Consider the following 22,632-nt stretch of genomic DNA (forward strand, 5'->3'; position numbering starts at 1 on the left):
CGCTCCCACCTGTGCCACCCTGCTGCCCATGAGGCGCAGCAGGGTGGCACAGGTCGTTCTCGGGATGGTTCTGCTGGGAGGTCTCGCCGGGTGCGGCGACGACGACCCGGAGGCGACGCCGGAGCAGGCCCCGACCGTGACCGTCACCGAGACGGTGACCCCCAGCCCGACGGCGAGCGCCACGCCGACGCCGTCGGCGACCGAGGAGCCGTCGCCGGTGGAGTCCGCGTCGCCCGTGGCGCCCGACGAGCTCCCGCGCACGTACGACGCCGCGACGGCGCTCTTCGACGCCTCCGGCCAGGAGCCCGCGTCGTACCGCCGGTTCGCGACCCCGGACGGCGAGATCTACTGCGTCCTGGACGACAAGGCGCTCCCCGCCGGCTGTGAGCTCGGCCAGACCGGCGGCGCGGAGGACCCGAAGGTGTGCGGCGAGGCGCTGACCACGAAGGTCGGCCGGATCGAGGTCCAGAACGGCCGCCCGACCCCGGTCTGCAACACCGACACCATCCGCGGCGACATGCCCGACGTCCTTGCTCCCGGCGAGGTCGCGCGCGCGGGAGACGTGCAGTGCCTGAACGCCGGCGCCGCGGGCGTCGTGTGCCTGCTGCTCTCCTCGAGCGAGGGGTTCGCCGTCCGCGCGGGGGAGTACGCGATCTTCAGCGCGGCCTGACCCCCTCCTTCCGGGCCGGTCGTCGCGTGTTCCTGGGTGAGCACCCGAGGAGGACCCGATGAGCACGCTGCACGACCGACTGGCCGAGCTCGCCGACGACGCGTCCCCGGCGCCCGGCGAGGCGCGGGACCCGGGCAACCTGTGGGACCGGGGGCGGCGCTACGGCAGGCGCCGCCGGGGTGCGGCCGCCGCGCTGGTGGTCGCCGTCCTGCTGGTGCTCGCCGCCGGCGCCGGCTCGTGGTGGCAGGTGCGCCCGGCCGGGATCGACCCGGCCGGGGGCCCGGCGTCGCTGCGGCTGCCCGAGCGGCTCTACACCCCCAGCGGGTGGACGCCCGGCACCGACGGGACCGGTCCGGTCGGACCGCTGGTCGCCGTCGTCGGGGCGGAGCGGTCGGGCTGGACCGGGTCGGGCTTCGGCCTCGCCGGGGTGACGGGCTCGGGGGAGTACGCCTTCCTCGACCTCCCCGGGTGGCGGGACGACGTCAGCCTCGACGGCGAGACGGTGGCGCTCAGCCCGGACGGCCGACGCCTGGCGTACTGGTACGCCGAGCCGGGCGAGGACGAGGACGTGGATGTCGCCTCGGGCGTCGCGGTCTACGACACCGTGACCGGGAAGACGGTGCGCCACGACGTGGAGGCACCGCTGGGTGTGACGCCCCAGAGTCTGGGGTGGAGCGGCGAGACCTTGTGGGTCCCGGTGTGGGAGCACGAGAACGCCCCGGACTTGGGGAGCTCGGTCAGCAGGTTCCACCACGTCCTGCGGTGGGACGTCGGGTCCGGTGAGGCCGTGGAGGACGGCCCACGGGCCCTCTTGAGCCTGGACGGCGCGACGACGTGGGGCGACCGCCTCGTCGTCCAGCGGGGTCGCACGGTGCGCAGCGTGACCGCGGACGGCGAAGTGACCAGCCTGGCCCGGCTCGTCGGCCGGACCGACGGGGGCGCGGTGGCGGTGAGCCCCGGGGGGACCCGGCTCGCGACGCTCGGCGACGCCGACCCCCGGGGCGAGTCGAGCGTCCGCCCCCAGCAGGTCGTGGTGGCGCCGGTGCCCGCCCGATCCGGCGCCGACGTGCGGCCGGCGCCGGTGGGCTCCGAGCCGGTCGACGCGATCGTCGGCTGGCGCGACGACGAGCACGTCGTGACGCTCCGCTACGCCTCGACCGGGGCGGTGTACGAGACCGTCGACGTCCGCACCGGGGAGCACCGGGAGCTGGTCCGACTGCCGGCCGAGAACGTCTCCCCGGGCACGCTCGTGGCCGCGGAGGCGCTCCGGGCGCCGCTCGTCGACGCGCCGTCGCCACCGGAGCGGCTCGACCCGCGCCTGGTCGCCGCAGGCGGGGTGGGACTCGCGCTGCTCGTCGGCGTGGTGGCACTGCGGCTCTGGAGGCGTCGTGTCCAGCCCTGACCCGGACCGGGCCGGCTTCGAGGAGTTCGTCACCGCCCGGCGCTCGGCGCTGCTGCGCACGGCGTACCTCCTGACCGGGCAGCACGCCGACGCCGAGGACCTCGTGCAGGTGACGCTGGTCAAGGCGGTGCCGCGGTGGCGGCGGATCGCCGACGACCCCGAGCCGTACGTGCGGCGGATCCTGGTCAACGAGAACGTCAGCCGGTGGCGCTCCCGGCGCTGGCGCGAGCAGTCGGCGGCGGTGCTGCCCGAGCAGGCGGCGTCCGGCCCCGACCTCGACCAGCGCGAGGCGCTGCGGGCCGCGCTCCAGCAGCTCTCGCCGCGGCAGCGGGCGGTGGTGGTGCTGCGCTACTACGACGACCTGACCGAGCGGGAGACCGCCGAGGCGCTCGGCATCGGCATCGGCACCGTGAAGTCGCACGCCCGCGACGCGCTGGCGCGGCTGCGCACCCTCGTCCCGGACGTGGTGGGCCTCGAGGAGGCGGGGCTGGCTACGGTGGAGCCATGATCGTGGCCTTCAGCATCAGCCCCTCGGCCGGCGACGAGACCGGGGGTGTCTCCGAGGCGGTGGCCGCCGCCGTCCGGGTCGTGCGCGAGTCCGGCCTGCCGCACGAGACCAACGCGATGTTCACCAACATCGAGGGCGAGTGGGACGAGGTGATGGCCGTGGTCAAGGGCGCCGTCGACGCGGTCGCGGCGGTCTCGCCGCGGGTCGGCCTGGTGCTCAAGGCCGACATCCGGCCGGGCTGGGACGGTCAGCTGACCGCCAAGGTCGAGCGGCTCGAACGCGCCCTCGAGGGCTGATGACCGAGCCTCCGCTGCCGCCGGGCCCGCCCCCGGCGTACCAGCCCTACCCCACGACGCCTCCTCCTCCCGCGACGACGCCCGCCCCGCGCCGCCGGCTGCCGCTCGTGCTGGCGGTCCTGGCGGCGGTGCTGGTGCTCCTCGGCGTGGTGCTGGTGCCGCTCGCCCTCGTCGGCGGCGCGGACGAGCCGGCCGACCTCAGCGAGGTCGTCGTCCACGAGGACCTGAGCAACGAGCACACCGAGGACGACGTCACCTACGAGACGGTGCCGCCGGCCGGCGGACGGCACGCCGACGTGTGGCTCGACTGCGGGACGTACGACGAGCCGGTGCGCGACGAGAACGCCGTCCACGACCTCGAGCACGGCACCGTCTGGATCACCTACCGGCCGGACCTCGACGACGACGACGTGGCGACCCTCGAGGACGCGCTGCCGCAGAACGGCATCCTCTCGCCGTACGACGACCTCCCCGCGCCGGTAGTGGTGACCGTGTGGGGCCGCCAGCTCCGGCTCGACGGCCCCGACGACCCGCGGCTCGCGCTCTTCGTGGAGGAGTACGCCGGCGGCGTGACCGCCCCGGAGCCGATGGCGTCGTGCGCGGGCGGCTCGCGGGATCCCGCCGGCACCGGCGGGACCGAGGTCTGACATCGGGACCTCGTCCCTGCTCGACCCCCGGTGGTCGAGCAGCGAGGAGCGTCAGCGACGAGCGATGTCGAGACTCCCGTAGCCCGAGAAGCCGCGGCGACTGGCGCTGCTCGACGCCCTTGGTAGGTCGCCGGGTCTCGACACCGGGACTTCGTCCCTGCTCGACCACCGGTGGTCGAGCAGCGAGGAGCGCCAGCGACGAGCGATGTCGAGACCCCCGCAGCCCGAGAAGCCGCGGCAACTGGCGCTGCTCGACGCCCTTGGTAGGTCGCTGGGTCTCGACATCGGGACTTCGTCCCTGCTCGACCTCCGGGGGTCTCGGCATCGGGACTTCGTCCCTGCTCGACCGCCGGGATCGAGCGCAGTGCCTAGCATCGGGGCATGGACTCGGAGACCAGACGCTTCCGCACCGGCGACCGCGACGTCGTCCTGGACATCACTCGCGAGTGCGCGGAGTTCGCTGCGTCCCGGGGCGACGGGCTGCTGCACGTCTTCGTCCCGCACGCGACCGCGGGGCTGGCGATCCTCGAGACCGGGTCCGGCAGCGACGACGACCTGATCGCCGCGCTGGGCGACCTGCTCCCCGCCGACGACCGCTGGCGGCACCGGCACGGCACCCCGGGACACGGCCGCTCGCACGTGATGCCCGCCCTCGTCCCGCCGTACGCCACGGTCCCGGTGCTGGGCGGACGGCTCGCGCTCGGCACCTGGCAGAGCATCTGCCTGGTCGACCTCAACGTCGACAACCACGACCGCGAGGTGCGGCTCAGCTTCCTGACCTCCGCTTGACCCGCATCGAACACCTGTTCGACATCGGCGTAGGCTGGCGGCATGTCCGTCGCCCGGCCCGGTTGGCCCGCCCAGGTGCGCCCTCCCGACGCGCCGGAGTGGGAGCGCACGGCGGAGGGCTGGCTCCTCGACGTCTGCCCGCCGGAGTACCGCTCCTACCCGCTGCTGCGCCGGCACCTGCTGGTGCTGGCGCGGTTCGCCGTCCTGCACGTCGAGGCCTGCCAGGCGACCACCCGCCGCGCCCTCAGCGAGGCGCGGGCGCAGTTGCGCGGGGTCGTCGACCCGGACGTCGTCGAGGCCGCGATCCAGGTCTGGTCGGCCGAGGACGCCCGGCTCTCCGGCGTACGCCGTGCGGTCGGGCTGGTCGAGGACGCGCTGCGCGGCCGTCGTTTCGCGGCGCGGCTGTGATACCGCCGGTACGGTGACGACCGCCCCCGTCGTCGACAGCCCAGGAGCGATCGGTGTCCTCGTGTTGCTCAGGCCCCGCGCCGACCCCCGCCGCCCGGCTCCCCGAGCTGCTGCTGGACGAGCCCGCGCCGGCCGCCGCGCCGCGTCCGCGCACCGTGCGGGCCGAGCCCTCCACCCGGGGCCAGGTGCTGGTGCCCGCCGGCGCGTTCTGGATGGGGGACACCCACGACGAGGCCTACGAGGGCGACGGCGAGGGCCCCGCGCGGCCGGTCGAGCTCGACGCGTTCCGCATCGACGTCACGGCCGTCACCAACCAGGCCTTCGCGGCCTTCGTGAAGGCGACCGGTCACGTCACCACCGCCGAGCGGGAGGGGTTCTCCGCGGTGTTCCACTCGGCGTACGTCGGTGACGGGACCGACGTCGTGGGGCAGCCCGAGGCGACGCCGTGGTGGCTGGCGGTCAGCGGCGCCAGCTGGCGGCACCCCGACGGCCCGGCCTCCGACGTGTCCCGGCGGCAGAACCACCCCGTCGTGCACGTCTCCCACGACGACGCCCTGGCCTACTGCGCGTGGGCCGGCAAGCGGCTCCCGACCGAGGCCGAGTGGGAGAAGGCGGCGCGCGGCGGGCTGGACCGCGCCCGGTTCGCCTGGGGCGACGAGCTGAGGCCGCGGGGGAGGTGGCCGGTCAACATCTTCACCGGCACCTTCCCGACCGAGAACACCGCCGAGAACGGCTATCCGACCACGGCGCCGGTCAAGGCCTTCCCGCCCAACGGCTACGGGCTCTTCCAGATGAGCGGCAACGCCTGGGAGTGGTGTGCCGACTGGTACGCCGCCGACACCTACGCCCGCTCCGCTCCGCTGAACCCGACCGGCCCGGCGACCGGGGTGACCCGGGTGATGCGCGGCGGCTCCTACCTGTGCCACGACTCCTACTGCCACCGCTACCGCGTCGCCGCACGGTCCTCCGCGCACCCCGACTCCACGTCGGGCAACCTCGGCTTCCGGTGCGCCAACGACGCGTGAGCGGCGCTCAGCGGGGGACGAAGGTCTCGGTGCCCGGGCAGCTGGACCCGGCGCAGTCGCGGTAGGCCCGATCCATCGCGCGCAGCATCCGCAGCGTCGCGGCGTACCGCGGCTGACGGGCGCGGTTCCGCAGCTCACCGGGGTCCCTGGCCCGGTCGAAGAGGACCTCCTTGCCCCGCTTGGTCCGGACGTAGGTCCACGCCCCGTACCGGATGCCGGAGTAGCTGGCGGTCCGCCCCCCGCGGAGCGGGTACGCCGCGATCGGGACGACCCGGTCGTAGCCGGTGCGCGAGCGCCAGTACGGCAGCATGTCGACGCCGTCGACGGTGCGGCCGGGCCGGGCGCCGGCGATCGCGGCGATGGTGACGGCGAGGTCGGGGTTCGTGGTCGGCGTGGCGACGGTGCGTCCCTGCGGGATCCCCGGGCCGCGGACGACCATGGGGATGCGCACCGAGCGGTCGAAGGGGACGAGCTTGCCGACCCGGTTGTGGTGGCCGACGAGGTAGCCGTTGTCGGAGGTGAAGATGATGTAGGTGTTCCGCAGCTGGCCGCTCCTGCGGAGCTTGGCCACGGCCGCGCCGACCGCGTCGTCCACGGACTGCAGGGACTCGATGCGCTGCTGGTGGGCCTCGCGGACCGCGGCGCGGAAGCGGCGCGGCGCCTTCTTGGACGCCCAGGGGCTGCCGCCGTCGGTCCACATCTCCGGGTCGCGGGGCAGGCCGAGGTGGCGGAAGGTGTTGCGGTCGCGGGTCGCCGGCATCGTGGTCTTCACCAGCGAGCCGGGCGGGTCGTCGGACTCGTGGCGGCCGCCGTGGTGCGGCGCCACGAAGTTGGTCCACAGGAACCACGGCTTGCGCGACCGGGCCCGGTCGCCGATGACCTCGGTGGTGTAGCCGTTGAGGACGTCGGAGTTGTGCGCGGGCTCGGTGACCACCCTCCCGTCGACGTTGTACCTGGTGTTGCGGAACCCGTAGGTGGACAGGTCGATCGACCCGCGCCAGCCCGTCCAGCCCGGCGGGACGTAGCGGCGGTCCCGCATGCCGTACCCGTTGAGGTACTTGCCGGAGAAGTACGTCTCGTAGCCGGCCCGGCGCAGCCAGACGGGAAGCGTGTCGTCGTCGCGGAAGGCCTCGAACCCGCCACCGGCGCCGCTGATCGTCACCGCCCCGTGGTTGTGGGCGTACTGACCGGTGAGCAGGCTCGCGCGGGCCGGCACGCAGATCGGCGTGGGCGCGGTGCCCTGGCTCAGCCGGACGCCCCGGTCGACGACGAGCCGGTTCAGCTTGGGCATGTGCGGCAGGTCGCCGACCGTCATGTCGTCGACGGTGAACATCAGGATGTTCGGCCTCGTCGTGGTCGCCCCGTCCGGCGGGACCGGCCGGTCCCCGCGGGCGCCGCTCGTGCCCGGCCCGGCCGCGCCGGTGCGGGAGCCGGGTACGTCGGCCTCGGGGCCGATCGGGCCGGCGTGCGCGAGACCGGTCACGGCGAGCGCGCCGGCGGCGGTCACGGCGACCGCGGCGCCGGCCTTCTTCGCGAAGCGGGAGGGGGTCACGGGGCTTTACTGTGGCGGTGCTCGGGCCGGCCCGCGCGGTCCGCACCCGGATGTGCCGCATCTCACAGTCGGGGCGCCCGGTGGAGCGGCCGCGGTCCCCGGGCCGGTGGCCCCTAGGCTGACCACCATGGGCAAGCAGGAAGACTTCGTACTCCGGGCACTCGAAGAGCGTGACGTTCGGTTCGTCCGGCTCTGGTTCACCGACGTGCTCGGGTTCTTGAAGTCCGTCGCGGTCGCGCCGGCCGAGCTCGAGGGCGCCTTCGCGGAGGGGATCGGGTTCGACGGCTCCGCGATCGAGGGGTTCGCCCGGGTCTACGAGGCCGACATGCTCGCCAAGCCGGACCCATCGACGTTCCAGATCCTGCCGTGGCGGGGCGAGGGCCCGTCCACCGCGCGGATGTTCTGCGACATCGTGATGCCCGACGGCTCCCCGTCGTACGCCGACCCGCGGCACGTCCTCAAGCGCACGCTGGGCAAGGCCGCCGACAAGGGGTTCACCTTCTACACCCACCCCGAGATCGAGTTCTACCTGTTCAAGGACGTCCCGCAGGCGGGCGTCGAGCCGGTCCCGGTCGACCGCAGCGGCTACTTCGACCACACCGCCCAGTCGATGGGCGCCGACTTCCGCCGCGAGGCGATCACCATGCTCGAGGCGATGGGCATCTCGGTGGAGTTCAGCCACCACGAGGGCGGCCCCGGCCAGCAGGAGATCGACCTGCGGTACGCCGACGCGCTGTCCACCGCCGACAACGTGATGACCTTCCGCACCGTCATCCGCGAGGTGGCGCTGAGCCAGGGCGTCTGGGCGACGTTCATGCCCAAGCCGTTCACCACCCACCCCGGGTCGGGCATGCACACCCACGTCTCGCTCTTCGAGGGCGACCAGAACGCCTTCTACGAGGCCGGCGCCGAGTACCAGCTCTCCCGGACCGGCCGGCAGTTCATCGCCGGCATCCTGCGGCACGCGCGCGAGATCAGCGTCGTGACCAACCAGTGGGTCAACAGCTACAAGCGGATGATGTTCGGCGGCGAGGCGCCGTCGTACATCTGCTGGGGCCACAACAACCGCTCGGCGATGGTCCGGGTGCCGATGTACAAGCCCAACAAGGGCCAGTCCACCCGCATCGAGCTGCGCACCATCGACGCCGCCTGCAACCCCTACCTCGCCTTCGCGGTGACGCTGGCCGCCGGGCTCAAGGGCATCGAGGAGGAGTACGAGCTGCCCCGCGAGGCCGAGGACGACGTCTGGTCGCTGACCGAGCGCGAGCGCACCGCGCTCGGCATCGAGCCGCTGCCGCGCAACCTCATCGACGCGATCAGCATCGCCGAGGACTCCGAGCTGCTCGCCGACTGCCTCGGCGAGCACGTCTTCGACTTCTTCCTGCGCAACAAGCGCGCGGAGTGGGACGAGTACCGCGGCCAGGTCTCCGCCTTCGAGCGCGACCGCATGCTCCCCGTGCTCTGAGGTTCGGCGAGGATCGAGCGAGGATCGGGTCGGGCATGAGCCGCACGCTGCTGGTGGTCCAGCACGAGGACGACTGCCCGCCCGCCCTGCTGGGCGGGTGGCTCACCGAGGCCGGCTGCGTGCTCGACGTGCGCCACCCGTACGCCGGGGAGGAGCTGCCCGGCCTGGCTGGGTACGACGGGCTGCTGGTGCTCGGCGGCCCGATGGGCGCGAACGACGACGACCGGCACGCCTGGCTGGGCCCGACCAAGGACCTCGCCCGCCGCGCGATCGCGGACCGCGTGCCGCTGCTCGGCATCTGCCTGGGGCACCAGCTGGTCGCGGCCGCGCTCGGGGGCACGGTCGCCCCCAACCCGCGCGGGCAGCAGCTGGGCCTGCTCGAGGTCGGCTGGACCGCCGAGGGCGCCGCCGACGAGCTGGTCGGGCCGCTGGCGCAGGCGCCCGCGGCGACCCGGGGCGTGCACTGGAACGACGACGTGGTCACCGTCCCGCCGCCCGGGTCGGTGCTGCTCGCCACCGCTCCCGGCGGCGAGGTCCAGGCGCTGCGGTTCGCGCCCCGCGCCTGGGGCGTGCAGCTGCACCCCGAGGTCGACACCGCCGTGCTGCGCCCGTGGGCCGCCTCCGACGAGGGCTCGCACGAGGCCGCCGGGATCGACCAGGCGGCGCTGCTGCTGGCCATCGACGAGGCGCGGGCCGAGCTGGACGCCGCGTGGCGCCCGCTCGCGGACTCCTTCGCCGCGGTCGTCGGCCGGGCGGCGGGGGAGGGCGGCCGGTGATCCGCGCGACCACCGGCAAGGCCCAGCTGGTGCGCCTGGGCTTCCAGGACCCCGAGGGCGCGCTGGCCGCGCTGGCGGAGCTGGGCCCGATCTGCGAGGAGCTGCTCGCGCTGCTGGCCCGCACCGCCGACCCCGACCTGGCGCTCGCCGGCCTGGTGCGGCTCTGCGAGCAGGTCGAGGACCCGGCCCGCCTCCTCGACGAACTGGCCGAGGACGAGGGCACCGCGATGCGGCTGCTGTGCGTGCTCGGCGCCAGCACCGCCCTCGCCGACCACTTGGCCCGGCACCCCGAGCACTGGACCGAGCTCACCGACCCGACCCTGGGCTCGACCCGGCCCCCGGCGTACGCCCTGCGCGAGGACCTGCTCCGCGCCGTGGGCGCTGACCCGGCCGACCCCGCGCCGGTCGCCACCGTGCCGGACGCGCAGGCGGTCGACGCGCTGCGGGTGGAGTACCGCCGGCTGCTGCTGCGGCTCGCCGCCCGCGACCTCGCCCACGACCTCGGCGTCGACGACGCCGCGGCCGAGCTGTCCGACCTCGCGGCCGGCACGCTCGACGCGGCGCTCGCCGTCGCCCGGCAGCGGGTGGGGGAGAAGTCGTCACTGGTACGGCTCGCGGTGGTCGCGATGGGCAAGTGCGGCGGCCACGAGCTCAACTACGTCTCCGACGTCGACGTGGTCTTCGTCCACGAGCCGGTCGAGGGCGCGCCCGACGACGCCGCCACCAAGGCCGCCTCGCAGCTGGCCAGCCAGCTGATGCAGGTGTGCGGCGACCAGACCGGGGAGGGCACGATCTGGCCGGTCGACGCGGCGCTGCGCCCGGAGGGCCGGTCCGGTCCGCTCACCCGCACGCTCGCCAGCCACCGCGGCTACTACGAGCGGTGGGCGAAGACCTGGGAGTTCCAGGCGCTGCTCAAGGCCCGCCCGGTGGCCGGCGACCGCGCCCTCGGGCAGGCGTACGTCGAGATGGTGGCGCCGATGGTGTGGACCGCGGCCGAGCGGGACGGCTTCGTCGAGGACACCCAGGCGATGCGCCGCCGGGTCGTCGAGCACATCCCGGCGCGGGAGGCCGAGCGACAGCTCAAGCTCGGCTCCGGCGGGCTGCGCGACGTCGAGTTCGCCGTCCAGCTGCTCCAGCTCGTGCACGGCCGCGGCGACGAGCGGATCCGTACGCCGACGACGCTGAGCGCGCTCGCCGAGCTCACCCGGGGCGGGTACGTCGGCCGGGAGGACGGCGAGGCGCTGCACGAGGCGTACGCGTTCCTGCGCACCCTCGAGCACCGCATCCAGCTCTACCAGCTGCGCCGTACCCACGTCGTCCCCGAGGACGAGGACGCGCTGCGTCGTCTGGGCCGCTCGATGGGCTACTTCAAGAAGCCGATCGAGGTGCTCGCCGGCACCTGGGCCCACCACCGCCGCGAGGTGCGGCGGCTGCACGAGAAGCTCTTCTACCGGCCGCTGCTCTCCGCGGTCGCGGCGATCCCCGGGCAGGACGTACGGCTCTCGCCGGAGGCGGCCGTCACGCGCCTGGCCGCGCTGGGCTACCTCGACCCGCAGGCGGCGCTGCGCCACCTGGAGGCGCTGACCAGCGGGGTCTCGCGGCGCGCGAGCATCCAGCGCGCGCTGCTGCCCGCGATGCTGCAGTGGTTCGCGGAGGGGCCGAACCCCGACGCGGGGCTGTTCGGGTTCCGGCGGATCAGCGAGGCGCTGGGCGACACGCCCTGGTACCTCTCCACCCTGCGCGACGAGGGCGAGGTCGCGACCCGGCTGGCGCACCTGCTGGCCACCTCCCGCTACGCGACCCGGCTGCTCGAGCGCGAGCCCCAGGGCGTGCGGATGCTCGGCCAGGACCTCGCGCCGCTCGGGGCCGCGCCGCTCGCCGAGGAGATGACCGCCTCGGCGGCGCGGCAGGACGACCCCGAGAAGGCGGTCCGCGCGGTCCGCGGCGTACGCCGGCGCGAGCTGTTCCGGATCGCCAGCGGCGACCTGCTCGGGCTCACCGACGTCGCGGACGTCGGCGCGGGCCTGTCCCGGCTCACCGACGCGACCCTGGAGGCGACCCTCGGCGTGGTCGGCGCCGCCGTGCGCGCCCAGCGCTCGCTCGACGAGGCGCCGACCCGGATCGCCGTCGTCGCGATGGGCCGGTACGGCGGCTTCGAGCTGTCCTACGGCAGCGACGCGGACGTGCTCTTCGTGCACGACCCGGTCGAGGGGGCCGACCCGCAGCAGGCCGCGTCGTACGCCACGGCGGTGGCCAACGAGCTGCGCCGGCTGCTCGCGCTGCCGGGGGCCGACCCGCCGCTCGAGGTCGACGCCGACCTGCGGCCCGAGGGCAAGCAGGGGCCGCTGGTGCGCACGCTCGCGTCGTACGAGGCGTACTACGCGAAGTGGTCGAAGGTGTGGGAGGCGCAGGCGCTGCTGCGCGCGGACGCGGTGGTGGGCGACCCCGACCTGCGTCGCCGGTTCGAGGAGCTGATCGACCCGCTGCGCTACCCGGCCGAGGGGATCTCGCCCGACGACGTCTTCGAGGTGCGCCGGATCAAGGCGCGGGTCGACGAGGAGCGGCTGCCGCGCGGCGCCGACCGGGCCAGCCACCTCAAGCTCGGCCGGGGTGGCCTCGCCGACATCGAGTGGACGGTCCAGCTGCTCCAGATGCGGTTCGCCGGGCAGGTGCCGGACCTGCGCACCCCGCAGACGATGCCCGCGCTCGCCGCGGCCCGGGAGGCGGGGCTGATCGCGGAGGACGACGCGACGCTGCTGCAGCAGGCCTGGCGCCGGGTCAGCCGGATGCGCAACGCGGTCACGCTGGTGCGCGGCCAGCCGAGCGACCAGCTCCCGCGCGACCCGCGCGAGCGCGCCGCCGTGGCCAGCATCCTGGGCTACCCGCCCGGCGCCTCGGAGGCGATGGTCAACGACCACCTGCGCGCCACCCGCCTGGCCCGCGCCGTCGTCGACCGGGTCTTCTGGGAGGACTGAGCGGGGGAGGCCCTTGTAGCGTCGCGGCATGACCACGACCGCCGCGAAGGCCACCCGTCTGCTCGAGCTGCACCGCGCGCCGGAGCTGCTGACCGTCGTCAACGTGTGGGACGTGGTCAGCGCGACGGTGGTCGCCGACGTACCCGGCACGACCGCGCTCGCCACCGCCAGCCACTCGATCTCCGCGTCCTACGGCTACCCCGACGGCGAGCAGATCCCGCGCGACCTGATGGTCGAGGCCGCCGGCCGGATCGCCGCCGCCACCGACCTCCCGGTGACCGCCGACCTCGAGGGCGGGTACGGCGACCCTGCCGAGACCGTCCGGCGCGCGATCGGCGCCGGCCTCGTCGGCGCCAACATCGAGGACCAGATGCGCCCGCTGGCCGAGGCCGCCGCGAACGTCGAGGCGATGATGGCCGCGGCCGCCGCCGAGGGCGTGCCCGACTTCGTGCTCAACGCCCGCACCGACGCCTACGTCTTGGCCGGCGACCGCGACCCGGCCGAGGTGCTGGCCGACGCGGTGGAGCGCTGCCGGGCCTACCTCGACGCCGGCGCCCCCGTCGTCTTCGTCCCCGCCCGCCTCGACGAGGAGCAGGTGACCACCCTCGTCGACGCCCTCGGCCCGCAGCGGCTGACCCTGATCGGCATCCCCGGCACCCCTCCGCTGTCCCGCCTCGAGGAGCTCGGCGTCGCCCGCGTCTCCTACGGCCCGATGCCCCAGAACGTCGCCCTCACCGCCCTCCAGGAGCTCGTCGAGGAGGTCCACCGCGGGGGCGGCGTCCCCGCCACCATGCGCATGCTCAACTGACCCGACCTGTGGAGAACCTCGCCGAGTCGGCGCACATGTGCGCCGACTCGGCGAGGTCGTCCACAGGTGGGAGGATCGGCGCGATGAGCGAGCGCATGGACCCGGTCGTGCTGGTGGCACGTGCGGTCCTGCTCGCCTCGGTCACGGTCTTCCTCGGGGTCGCGGGCCACGTCACGGCCGACGGGCTGCTGCCCGGGCCGGTCGCGCTGGGGATGCTGGTGGTGGTGGCGGTCGTCGCGGCGGCGGCGTTCCTGAGCCGTCCCGCGACCGCGCTGCGGCTGGTGACCCTGCTGGTCGGCGGCCAGGCACTGGTGCACACCGTGCTGTCCGCGGGCGGGGGCCACGTCGGCGACCCGGTCCGCGCGGCGACGGCGCCCGTGCCGCACGGCCCCGCGACGCTGCCGACCGTCGACGGCCGCCGGGTCGGCTCGCTCCAGGACGCCTGGGCCTCCGGTGCCGACCACGCCGCGGCGCCCCGGCTGCCGCTGAGCCACCTCGTCCCGACCGCCGAGCACGCGCCGATGATGCTGGCCCACGCGCTGGTCGCCGTCCTGGTGGGGCTCTGGCTGGCCGTGGGGGAGCGGGCGCTCTTCACGCTGCTCGCGCTCGCCGCCGCCGTCGTGCTGCGGCCGCTCGGCGTCCTCGGCGCGCTGGCCCGCGCCGGCGTCCCCGTCGTACGCCGTCCCGCGGCGCGGCGGCCCGTCGCTCCCGTCCCGCCCCGTCCGCTGCTCCTCGCGCGCTGCGTCGTACGCCGCGGCCCGCCGCTCCTCACGGCCTGACCAGCTCCCCACCGCGACCGGCACCGCCGGGTCGCGGTCCCGTCGCGTGCGCCCGCACGCCGTCCCCGTGAGGACCCCATGTCCGTCCTGACCGACCCTGCACCCGCCCGCCCGCGTCCCCGCAGCCGCGGCCTGTTCCGCGCCGTGTGGCGCTGGCACTTCTTCGCCTCGTTCCTCGTGGTGCCGGTGCTCCTGGTACTCGCCGTCACCGGCCTGATCTACCTGTTCCGCTTCCAGCTCGAGCCGCTGCTGCACCCCGACCTGATGCAGGTCGACGTGCCCACGGCCGGCGCCGTGCAGCAGCCGTACTCGGCCCAGCTCGCGGCCGTGCGCCAGACCTACCCCGACCTCACGGTGGTCTCGATGGCCGAGCCGCGCGAGGAGGGCCGCGCGACGGTCTTCTCGGTCACCGACGCCGAGGGCTCGGCCCGCGACGTCTTCGTCGACCCCTACGGCCCCGAGGTCCTCGGGTCGATGGACCCGGACTCCACGCTCTCCGGCACCGCGGTCCGGCTGCACGCCGACCTGATGGGCGGCATCGTGGGCGACCGGGTCGTCGAGGTCGCCGTCTGCTGGGCGATCGTGATGGCACTCAGCGGCTACTACCTCTTCGTCCGCGGCGGGCGGGCGCGTCGCCGGCTGCGGCGGGCGGGTCGCCCGGGCGCCCGGCTGCGCTCGCGGCACGGCGTCGTCGGGTCCGTGGTCGGCGTCGGGCTGCTGTTCCTGCTGGTCTCGGGCCTGCCCTGGACCGGCGTCTGGGGCGAGAAGGTGCAGGAGCTCGCCACCGCACGCGGGTCCTCGATGTGGAGCACCGACCACGGTGCGGTCTCCGACCCGGCCTCGACGCTCGACGAGTCGCTGCCGCACAGCCACTCCGTCGACCTGCCCTGGGCCCAGCAGCAGAGCGAGGTGCCGACGTCCGACCCCGAGGGCCACGAGGGCAGCGTCGCCAACCTGGACACGGCGATCGCGGTCGCGGACGGCGAGGGGCTCCGGCACCCGATGACCGTCGCGCTGCCGGGCGACGCGGGCGGCGTCTACTCCGTGATCGGCTACGCCTTCGACGCTCCCTCCGACGAGCGCACCGTCCACGTCGACCGGTACGGCGGCGAGGTGGTCTCGACGTACGGCTTCGAGGACTACCCGGCGCTGGCGAAGGTCGTCGCGCACGGCATCGGGCTGCACGAGGGCCGCAGCCTCGGGCTGTGGTCGTTCTGGGGGACCGCGCTGATGTGCGTGCTGGTGGTGTTCATGTGCGTGACCGGTCCGCTGATGTGGTGGCGGCGCCGGCCCCGGGGCTCCGGGTCGATCGGCGCGCCCCGCGGGGCGATGCCGTTGCGCGCGACGCCGCTGCTGCTGCTCGGCCTGGTCGCCCTCGGCGTGTTCCTGCCGCTGTTCGGGCTCTCGCTGCTGGTGGTGCTGCTGCTCGACCAGGTCGTGCTCCGGCGGGTGCCGGCGCTCGGGGCGTGGTTCGACTCCACGCCGGTGCGCAGCAGGCGGACCTGACGCGGTTCAGGAGGTCGCCCGGACGTGGGCGCGCTGGCCCTGCCGCCCGATCAGGCTGAGGAACTCCACGGGCCCGGCCGACGTCGCGCCGAACCAGTGCGGCGTCCGGGTGTCGAACTCCACCGCCTCCCCGGCACCGAGGAGGAGGTCGCTCCCGCCGAGGACGAGTCGCAGCGTGCCGTTGAGCACGTAGGCCCAGTCGTGCCCTTCGTGCGTCCGCAGGTCGGGGACGGTGTCGTCGCGGCCGGCGGGCAGGACGAACTTGTAGGCCTGGATGCCTCCGGGACGGCGGGTCAGGGGGATGACGGTGGACCCGTCGCCGTACGTGATCGGGCGCAGGTCGACCCGAGGGTCGCCGGTGGCCGGGGCGTCGACGAGCGCGTCGAGGCTGACGCCGTGGGCGCGCGCCAGGGGGAGCAGCTGCTCCAGGGTGGGGCGGCGCAGACCCGCCTCCAGCCGGGACAGCGTGCTGACGGAGATGCCGGTGCCCGCCGCGAGGTCGGCGAGGGTCAGGCCGCGGCGCAGCCGCAGCTGCTTGAGCCGCGGGCCGACCGCGTCGAGGGCACGGGCCAGGGCGTCGTCCATGGCGCCACTTTGCCATTCGGCAACAAGCTTTGCGCTTCGCCGCTCGGCCGCACACGCTGTGCCCATGGACAAGGACTTCTGGGAGGCCCACTGGGACGAGGTGGGCGCACGCGCCCACGGGCGGGCGGCGGTCGCGAGCCCGTACCTGTCCGCCGAGATCGGCGACCTGGAGCCCGGTACGGCGCTGGACGCGGGGTGCGGCGAGGGTGCCGAGGCGGTCTGGCTCGCGGAGCACGGCTGGGCCGTCACCGCCGTGGACATCTCCGCCCGGGTGCTCGCGCGCGCCGCCGAGGCCGCCGCGAGCGTCGGCGGGCCCGGGCGGGTGCGATTCGTGGAGGCGGACCTGGGCACCTGGGAGCCCGCGACCCGCTTCGACCTGGTCACCACGCACTACGCCCACCCTGCGATGCCCCAGCTGGCCTTCTACGAGCGCATCGCCCAGTGGGTCGCCCCCGGCGGGACGCTGCTCGTCGTCGGGCACCTGCGGACCGGGGAGACCGGCGCCGCACACGCACACGGGCACGGCCACGGACAGGGGGCGGAGGATGGGTCCCCGCCGCTCGAGGCCACGGTCACCGCGGCCGCCGTGACCGCGACGCTGGACCCCGCCGCCTGGGACGTCGTCACCGCGGCCGAGACGACCCGGTCCCTCGCGGACGGGGCGGGCGAGGTCGTCGAGCTCCACGACGTCGTCGTCCGGACCAGGCGCCGCTCCTGAGCGACCTCCTCGACGGCGGGTTCTTGCGGGTTCCTTGAGCATTCGCTGCCTAGTGCCTTGAACTTCGCGCGTCAGGATCCAGTGTCGCCGCGCACCAGCACCAGCGCCGGCTCGGGCGACCTCGGGCAGGAGGGTCGAGCGTGAGCGTGTTCGACCCGCAGCCCTTGGCGAAGCTGGCCGCCGACATGCAGGACCCCCGGTTCGCCCGCACCTTCGCCGAGAAGTACCGCAGCCTGCTCGAGCACCGCGTCACGCGGATCATCGCCGCGCTGCGCGACTCGGACCTGATCGAGGCGATGGACGCCGTGCTGAGCCTCAAGGTGGCCTCGACCAGCGTCGGGACCAGCGAGCTCGCCGAGCTCGCCTTGATGATCGAGCGGGAGGTGCGCGCCCAGGACGCCGCGGCCGCCCGGACGCGCGCGTCCCTGCTGCCGGACGCGGCGCGCCGCGCCGACGCCGCGCTCACCGCCCACCTGTCCCGGTAGGGCGACGACGACCCTCAGCCCGAGGGGTGGCCCTCGGGGGACTCCATCCGGTAGCCGACCCCGCGGACGGTGCGGACGTACTTCGCGGCCTTGTTCTCGCCGAGCTTGCGGCGCAGGTTGGCGACGTGGACCTCCACCAGGTGGGTGTCGCTGGCCCACTCGGTGCCCCAGACCGACCGCAGCAGCGTCTCGCGGCTCCACACCCGCGCCGGGCTGCGCATCATCTCGGTGAGCAGGTCGAACTCGGTGCGGGTCAGGGACAGCTCCTGGCTGTCCTTGAACGCGCGGCGCCCGTCGACGTCGACGCGCAGGACGCCGTGCTGCAGGACCTCGTGGGACGACGGGGACGAGGGCGGGGACGAGGGCGGGACCGGTGCGTCGGCGGGCCCGTCGGCCAGGCGCCGGGGCCGCCGGAACATCGCGTTCACCCGGGCCTTCAGCTCGTGGGCGTCGAAGGGCTTGGCGATGAAGTCGTCGGCCCCGGTCTCGAGGCCGATCAGGCGGTCGATCGGGTCGTTCCGGGCGGTGATCATCACGACGTAGGCGTCGGTGATGGCGCGCAGGCGGCGGCAGGTCTCGATCCCGTCCATGCCGGGCAGCCCGAGGTCGAGGGTGATCAGGTCGGGATCGTCGAGGGCGACCGCCTCGAGGGCGGCTGCGCCGGAGTCGACCGCGGTGACGAGGAAGCCCTGGGTCGCCAGGGTGTACTCGATCAGCGCGCGGATGTCGTCGTCATCCTCGACGACGAGTGCTCGTCTCTCCGTGCCGGACCCGATGGACATTGCCCTGATGGTGCCAGACGGCCGACGGAATGCTCGTCCGGCTCGCGCAGGGCCCTGGAATGCAGCCCGCCCCCGGGGCTCGAGCTGCGTGAGTCCGAGACGGGGGCGGGTGACGAGGTGCCCCCGGGAGATACCCGCGCCGCGGCGCCGGAAACCTGTGAACGCAGATTCCGTTCGCAGATCCGGGCGCCCGTCTGGTCCACCCGGTGGGAGTGGCCGGATCGGCGTAGCGTCGGAAACCCCGTCCCGGTCCGACGGGTCGGGCCGGCCTGCCCCCGGGCCCGTGGCCCGGCCCGTCGCCGGCAGGGTCCTCACCCTTGTGGGCGGTGGCGTGGCATGCCCCGCCGGGTACCGTGCGCGAGTGACCACCCCGATCTCCGTCGGGACGGCTCCGGCGCACCACCCCGCGTCGTCCGCGTCCCGCTCCGCAGCGCGCCACCACCTCGATCAGGTCGTCGTCGCGTCGGTCCCCGCCAGCCACGTCTACGTGCGGCACCTGGCACCCGAGCACGGGCCGGGACCGGTCCGCCTGCCCGACCCCGATCCCGACCACCCGTCGCGGTCGACGACCCAGCGCTGGTGGCCGCCGGTGATGCTCGACCCGGCGTGGGCGGCGAAGGCGGACTTCGACGTCTTCCACCTCCAGTTCGGCTTCGACGCCTGCTCCCCGGCGCAGCTGGCGGAGCTGGTCGGCGTGCTGCGCGACCGGGGGAAGCCGCTCGTGCAGACGGTCCACGACCTGCGCAACCCGCACCACCCCACGCGCGACCTGCACGACGAGCAGCTCGCCGTCCTGCTGGCCGGCGCGGACGCCGTGCTGACCCTGACACCCGGCGCCGCTGCCGAGATCCGCGAGCGCTGGGGTCGCGAGGCCCTCGTGCTGCCGCACCCGCACGTCGTCGACCTGGACACGATGGCCGCCGCACCCGCTCGGCGCGCGCGCCGGGCCGGGCAGCCGTTCCGCGTCGGGCTGCACGTCAAGAGCCTGCGCGCCTCGATGGACCCGCTGGCGATCCTGCCGACCCTCGTCGAGACCGTCGCCGCGCTGCCGGACGCCGTGCTGCGGGTCGACGCCCACCGCGACGTCCTGGACGCCGACGGCGCCCGGCGCGACGAGGCGCTCGCGACGTACCTGCGCCGCGAGGCCGACGCCGGCCGGCTGGAGCTGGACGTGCACGACTACTTCTCCGACGCCGAGCTGTGGGACTACCTCGCCTCGCTGGACGTCTCGGTGCTGCCCTACCGCTTCGGCACCCACTCGGGCTGGCTGGAGGCGTGCCGCGACCTCGGCACCACCGTGGTGGCGCCGTCGTGCGGCTACTACGCCGAGCAGGGCCCGGTGCTGGGCTACGTCCTCGACGAGGAGCGGTACGACGCGGCCTCGCTCGCCGCGGCCATCACCGAGGCGCACGAGCAGCGACCGCAGCTGGGGGCAGCGGTCGAGGAACGCCGCGCGCAGCGGGCGTACGTCGCGCGCGCCCACGACGAGCTCTACCGCACGCTCCTCGACGCCGTCCGGCCGCGGACGGGATCGTGAGCGTGGAGCGCCGCCTGCGCATCTGCCTGGTCGCCTCGAGCCGCTACCCCATCCGGGAGCCGTTCGCCGGCGGGCTGGAGTCCCTCACCCATGCCCTGGCGACCGAGCTGGGCAGGCGTGGCCACCGGGTGACCCTCTTCGCCGCTCCCGGGTCGGACCCGGCCCTCGACGTCGAGGAGCTCCCCGTGCCGGCGTTCCACCCCAGCCCGGCGGCCCGGCGCGACGTCAACGCCCCCTCGGAGCGGTGGATGGCCGAGCACCACGCCTACCTGGGGTTGATGCTCGGGCTCGCGCGCGACGGGCACGAGCGGTACGACGTCGTCCACAACAACAGCCTCCACCACCTGCCGGTGGCGATGGCGCCCGCGCTGCGCGCGCCGATCCTCACCACGCTGCACACCCCGCCGGTGCCGTGGCTGGAGTCGGCCGTGCTGCTGTCCCCGGGGTCGTCGGTCTTCGCCGCGGTCAGCCGCAGCATGTCGGCCGCCTGGGACCACGCGGTGCCGAGCACCCCCGTCCTCAACGGCGTCGACGTCGCGCGCTGGCGTCCCGGGCCGGGCGGCGGGCCCGCGGTCTGGTCCGGTCGGATCGTGCGGGAGAAGGCGCCCCACGAGGCGATCGACGCGGCCCGGCTCGCCGGCGTACCCCTCGTGCTGGCGGGGCCGGTCGCCGACGAGGCCTACTTCGCGGCCGAGATCGGGCCCCGGCTCGGCCCCGACGTCGTGCACGTGGGGCACCTCGACCACCGTGCGCTGCGCCGGCTGCTCGGGCGTGCCTCGGTCGCGCTGGTGACCCCGGCGTGGGACGAGCCGTACGGCCTGGTCGCCGCCGAGGCGATGGCGTGCGGCACCCCGGTCGCGGCGTACGACCGCGGGGCGCTGCCCGAGATCCTCGGCGAGGGCACGGGCGCCCTGGCCGCGGCGGGCGACGTCCCCGACCTGGCGCGGGCGATCCTGGAGGCCCAGCGGTGCGACCGCGCGCTGGTGCGCCGGCACGCGGAGCGGCACTGCTCGCTCTCCCGGATGGTCGACGACTACGAGCGGCTCTACCTCGCGCTGGTCGACCAGGACGTGGCCGCGTGATCGGCTACTACGTCCACCACCACGGCAGCGGCCACCTGCACCGGTCGACGGCGCTCGCCCACGCGCTGGTCGCGGCGGGGGAGGAGGTCACCGGCCTGTCCTCGCTGCCCCGGCCCGCCGACTGGCCGGGCTCCTGGGTCGACCTGCCGCGCGACGACGAGGGCGGCCCGCCGGTCGCCGAGACCGCCGGCGGACGGCTGCACTGGGCGCCGCTGGGCGACGAGGGCCTCCGCGCCCGGACGGCGGCGGTCTCGTCGTGGATCGGCGCGGCCGCGCCGCGCTGCGTGGTCGTCGACGTCTCGGTCGAGGTCTGCCTGCTCGTCCGGCTGCACGGCGTCCCGGTCGTGAGCGTGGTGCTGCCCGGCAGCCGCGGCGACGCCGCGCACCTGCTCGGGCTCGAGGCCGCCGACGCGCTGGTCTCGATGTGGCCGCCGGAGGCGCACGGCATGCTGCGCGACGTCCCGGACGGCGTCCGCGCGCGGCTCCGGCCGCTCGGCGCGCTCAGCCGCTTCCCGGTGGCGGAGCCCGGCTCGCGGCGTCCCGGACCGCGCCGGGTGCTGGTGCTCTCCGGCACCGGTGGGGGCGACCTCGACCTGGCGAGGCTGCGCCGGGCCCAGGCCGAGACCCCCGACTGGGAGTGGACCGTGCTGAGCCGCACGCACGGCACCTGGGTCGACGACCCCGCCCCGCTGCTCGCCGACGCCGACGTCGTCGTCACCCACGCCGGCCAGAACGCGCTGGCCGAGGTCGCCTCGGCGCGGACGCCCGCGGTCGTCGTACCCCAGGACCGGCCGCACGAGGAGCAGCGCACGACCGCCTCCGTCCTCGGCGCCGGCGGGTGGCCGGTGCTCGTGGAGCAGACCTTCCCCGCGGACGGGTGGGCCGCGCGCCTGGACGCCGCGGCGCGCCTCGACGGCGGCGCCTGGTCCCGCTGGTGCGACGGGGAGGCGGCGGGCCGGTTCGTCGCCGTCGTCCAGGAGACCGCGGGCCGCTGGCGGGTGGCGTCGTGAGCCCCCGGGTCGCGGTCGTCACCATCGCCCACGGTCGGCACGCGCACCTGGCCGCGCAGCACCGCTCGCTCGCCGCGGGCGACCGGCGGCCCGACGACTACGTCGTCGTCGCGATGGACGATCCCGGGATCCGCTCCTGCTGCGTCGAGGACCTGCGGTCCCGGGTCGTCCGGGTCCCCACCGACCCCCGCGGCCTCCCGCTGGCCCGCGCCCGCAACCGCGGCGTGCGCGCGGCCCTGGACGCCGGCGCCGACGTCGTCGTCTGCCTCGACGTCGACTGCCTCGCCGGGCCCGGCCTGGTCGCGTCGTACGCCGAGCGGGTCGACGCCCGGCCCACCACGGTCTGGCAGGGGCCGGTCACCTACCTGCAGCCCCACGACGGGGACGGCTACCCCCTCGACCGGCTCGGCGAGCTCGACGACCCGCACCCGGCGCGACCCGCCCCCGTGCCGGGCGAGGTGGAGCTGGATGCGGCGCCCGAGCTGTTCTGGTCGCTGTCCTTCGCGCTCTCCCGCACCGCGTGGGAGCGGTCCGGCGGCTTCTGCCCGGAGTACGTCGGGTACGGCGCGGAGGACACCGACTTCGGTCGCACCCTGGTCGCCCGCGGCCTGACCCTCGCGTGGGACGGCGCGGCGCGCGCCTACCACCAGCACCACGCCGTCTCGCGGCCCCCGGTCGAGCACCTCGACGACATCCTGCGCAACGCGGCCACCTACCACCGGCGTTGGGGGGAGTGGCCGATGACCGGCTGGCTCGAGGAGTTCGAGCGGCTGGGCATCGCGGCGCGCCGCGGCGAGCGCTGGGTGCGCACCGCCACCGCCTGATCC

23 protein-coding genes are annotated in these 22,632 nt (G+C 75.2%); 20 read left to right on the forward strand and 3 right to left on the reverse strand.

The genetic code is table 11. The annotated features are described in order from the left end of the window. The first annotated feature begins 28 nt into the window (after window positions 1–28). The 8 genes from H4O22_RS07985 to H4O22_RS08020 all read left to right on the forward strand — a co-directional run bounded on the left by H4O22_RS07985 (window position 29) and on the right by H4O22_RS08020 (window position 5,745). Window positions 29–670 (forward strand): hypothetical protein, encoded by a 642-nt coding sequence (locus H4O22_RS07985; RefSeq protein ID WP_182526470.1) that lies wholly within the window; start codon window positions 29–31, stop codon window positions 668–670. Between the two features lie 58 nt (window positions 671–728). Then, window positions 729–2,072, forward strand: coding sequence for a hypothetical protein (locus tag H4O22_RS07990; protein WP_182526471.1), 1,344 nt, complete (start codon window positions 729–731; stop codon window positions 2,070–2,072). Continuing rightward, entirely contained in the window at window positions 2,059–2,580 is a 522-nt protein-coding gene (locus tag H4O22_RS07995; RefSeq protein ID WP_182526472.1) for a SigE family RNA polymerase sigma factor, read from the forward strand. The genes H4O22_RS07990 and H4O22_RS07995 overlap by 14 nt, the downstream gene beginning before the upstream one ends. Beyond that, window positions 2,577–2,876 (forward strand): thiamine-binding protein, encoded by a 300-nt coding sequence (locus H4O22_RS08000; protein ID WP_182526473.1) that lies wholly within the window; start codon window positions 2,577–2,579, stop codon window positions 2,874–2,876. The genes H4O22_RS07995 and H4O22_RS08000 overlap by 4 nt, the downstream gene beginning before the upstream one ends. Further along, the gene (locus H4O22_RS08005; RefSeq protein ID WP_182526474.1) at window positions 2,876–3,523 is read left to right on the forward strand and encodes a thioredoxin-like domain-containing protein; all 648 of its coding nucleotides are present in this window, start codon (window positions 2,876–2,878) and stop codon (window positions 3,521–3,523) included. The genes H4O22_RS08000 and H4O22_RS08005 overlap by 1 nt, the downstream gene beginning before the upstream one ends. 381 nt (window positions 3,524–3,904) lie before the next feature. Next, entirely contained in the window at window positions 3,905–4,312 is a 408-nt protein-coding gene (locus H4O22_RS08010) for a secondary thiamine-phosphate synthase enzyme YjbQ (RefSeq protein ID WP_182526475.1), read from the forward strand. 42 nt (window positions 4,313–4,354) lie between these two features. Continuing rightward, window positions 4,355–4,720, forward strand: coding sequence for a hypothetical protein (locus tag H4O22_RS08015; protein ID WP_220451321.1), 366 nt, complete (start codon window positions 4,355–4,357; stop codon window positions 4,718–4,720). Between the two features lie 53 nt (window positions 4,721–4,773). Next, entirely contained in the window at window positions 4,774–5,745 is a 972-nt protein-coding gene (locus tag H4O22_RS08020) for a formylglycine-generating enzyme family protein (protein ID WP_182526476.1), read from the forward strand. A 7-nt stretch (window positions 5,746–5,752) separates the two neighbouring features. Here H4O22_RS08020 and H4O22_RS08025 read toward each other — a convergent pair whose 3' ends face one another. Next, window positions 5,753–7,297 (reverse strand): sulfatase family protein, encoded by a 1,545-nt coding sequence (locus tag H4O22_RS08025; protein ID WP_182526477.1) that lies wholly within the window; start codon window positions 7,295–7,297, stop codon window positions 5,753–5,755. A gap of 127 nt (window positions 7,298–7,424) precedes the next feature. On the opposite strand from H4O22_RS08025, the gene H4O22_RS08030 reads away from it, so the two are divergent. The 6 genes from H4O22_RS08030 (at window position 7,425) to H4O22_RS08055 (ending at window position 15,606) form a co-directional block, all read left to right on the forward strand. Continuing rightward, a complete protein-coding gene (locus H4O22_RS08030; RefSeq protein WP_182526478.1) occupies window positions 7,425–8,762 on the forward strand; it encodes a glutamine synthetase family protein in 1,338 nt (445 codons plus the stop codon). A gap of 35 nt (window positions 8,763–8,797) precedes the next feature. Beyond that, window positions 8,798–9,538 (forward strand): type 1 glutamine amidotransferase, encoded by a 741-nt coding sequence (locus tag H4O22_RS08035; protein WP_182526479.1) that lies wholly within the window; start codon window positions 8,798–8,800, stop codon window positions 9,536–9,538. Continuing rightward, entirely contained in the window at window positions 9,535–12,513 is a 2,979-nt protein-coding gene (locus H4O22_RS08040; RefSeq protein WP_182526480.1) for a bifunctional [glutamine synthetase] adenylyltransferase/[glutamine synthetase]-adenylyl-L-tyrosine phosphorylase, read from the forward strand. The genes H4O22_RS08035 and H4O22_RS08040 overlap by 4 nt, the downstream gene beginning before the upstream one ends. A gap of 28 nt (window positions 12,514–12,541) precedes the next feature. After that, window positions 12,542–13,321 carry an isocitrate lyase/PEP mutase family protein gene (locus tag H4O22_RS08045; protein ID WP_182526481.1) on the forward strand — a complete coding sequence of 260 codons (780 nt, stop codon included), beginning with the start codon at window positions 12,542–12,544 and terminating at the stop codon, window positions 13,319–13,321. 83 nt (window positions 13,322–13,404) lie between these two features. After that, window positions 13,405–14,100 (forward strand): hypothetical protein, encoded by a 696-nt coding sequence (locus tag H4O22_RS08050; protein ID WP_182526482.1) that lies wholly within the window; start codon window positions 13,405–13,407, stop codon window positions 14,098–14,100. 78 nt (window positions 14,101–14,178) lie between these two features. Further along, a complete protein-coding gene (locus H4O22_RS08055) occupies window positions 14,179–15,606 on the forward strand; it encodes a PepSY-associated TM helix domain-containing protein (protein WP_182526483.1) in 1,428 nt (475 codons plus the stop codon). A gap of 6 nt (window positions 15,607–15,612) precedes the next feature. Here H4O22_RS08055 and H4O22_RS08060 read toward each other — a convergent pair whose 3' ends face one another. Then, on the reverse strand, window positions 15,613–16,191 hold the full coding sequence (locus tag H4O22_RS08060; protein WP_182526484.1) for a helix-turn-helix domain-containing protein: 579 nt from the start codon (window positions 16,189–16,191) through the stop codon (window positions 15,613–15,615). Between the two features lie 64 nt (window positions 16,192–16,255). Here H4O22_RS08060 and H4O22_RS08065 point away from each other — a divergent pair, with 64 nt between their 5' ends. Beyond that, entirely contained in the window at window positions 16,256–16,909 is a 654-nt protein-coding gene (locus tag H4O22_RS08065) for a class I SAM-dependent methyltransferase (RefSeq protein WP_182526485.1), read from the forward strand. Window positions 16,910–17,049: 140 nt separating this feature from the next. Then, the gene (locus H4O22_RS08070; protein WP_182526486.1) at window positions 17,050–17,394 is read left to right on the forward strand and encodes a hypothetical protein; all 345 of its coding nucleotides are present in this window, start codon (window positions 17,050–17,052) and stop codon (window positions 17,392–17,394) included. A 14-nt stretch (window positions 17,395–17,408) separates the two neighbouring features. On the opposite strand, the gene H4O22_RS08075 is transcribed toward H4O22_RS08070, so the two are convergent. Continuing rightward, entirely contained in the window at window positions 17,409–18,176 is a 768-nt protein-coding gene (locus H4O22_RS08075) for a response regulator transcription factor (RefSeq protein WP_182526487.1), read from the reverse strand. Window positions 18,177–18,537: 361 nt separating this feature from the next. On the opposite strand from H4O22_RS08075, the gene H4O22_RS08080 reads away from it, so the two are divergent. Genes H4O22_RS08080 through H4O22_RS08095 form a run of 4 tightly spaced genes read left to right on the forward strand, consistent with a single transcriptional unit; the run spans window position 18,538 to window position 22,629 of the window. After that, entirely contained in the window at window positions 18,538–19,713 is a 1,176-nt protein-coding gene (locus tag H4O22_RS08080) for a glycosyltransferase family protein (RefSeq protein WP_244963157.1), read from the forward strand. Beyond that, entirely contained in the window at window positions 19,710–20,795 is a 1,086-nt protein-coding gene (locus H4O22_RS08085) for a glycosyltransferase (protein WP_244963158.1), read from the forward strand. Before H4O22_RS08080 ends, H4O22_RS08085 begins: the two co-directional genes overlap by 4 nt. Beyond that, the gene (locus H4O22_RS08090) at window positions 20,792–21,805 is read left to right on the forward strand and encodes a glycosyltransferase (protein ID WP_182526488.1); all 1,014 of its coding nucleotides are present in this window, start codon (window positions 20,792–20,794) and stop codon (window positions 21,803–21,805) included. Before H4O22_RS08085 ends, H4O22_RS08090 begins: the two co-directional genes overlap by 4 nt. Further along, window positions 21,802–22,629 (forward strand): glycosyltransferase family 2 protein, encoded by an 828-nt coding sequence (locus H4O22_RS08095; RefSeq protein WP_182526489.1) that lies wholly within the window; start codon window positions 21,802–21,804, stop codon window positions 22,627–22,629. Before H4O22_RS08090 ends, H4O22_RS08095 begins: the two co-directional genes overlap by 4 nt. The last annotated feature ends 3 nt before the right edge of the window (window positions 22,630–22,632 follow it).

It is taken from the genome of Nocardioides dongkuii, assembly GCF_014127485.1.
Taxonomy (GTDB): Bacteria; Actinomycetota; Actinomycetes; order Propionibacteriales; family Nocardioidaceae; genus Nocardioides; species Nocardioides dongkuii.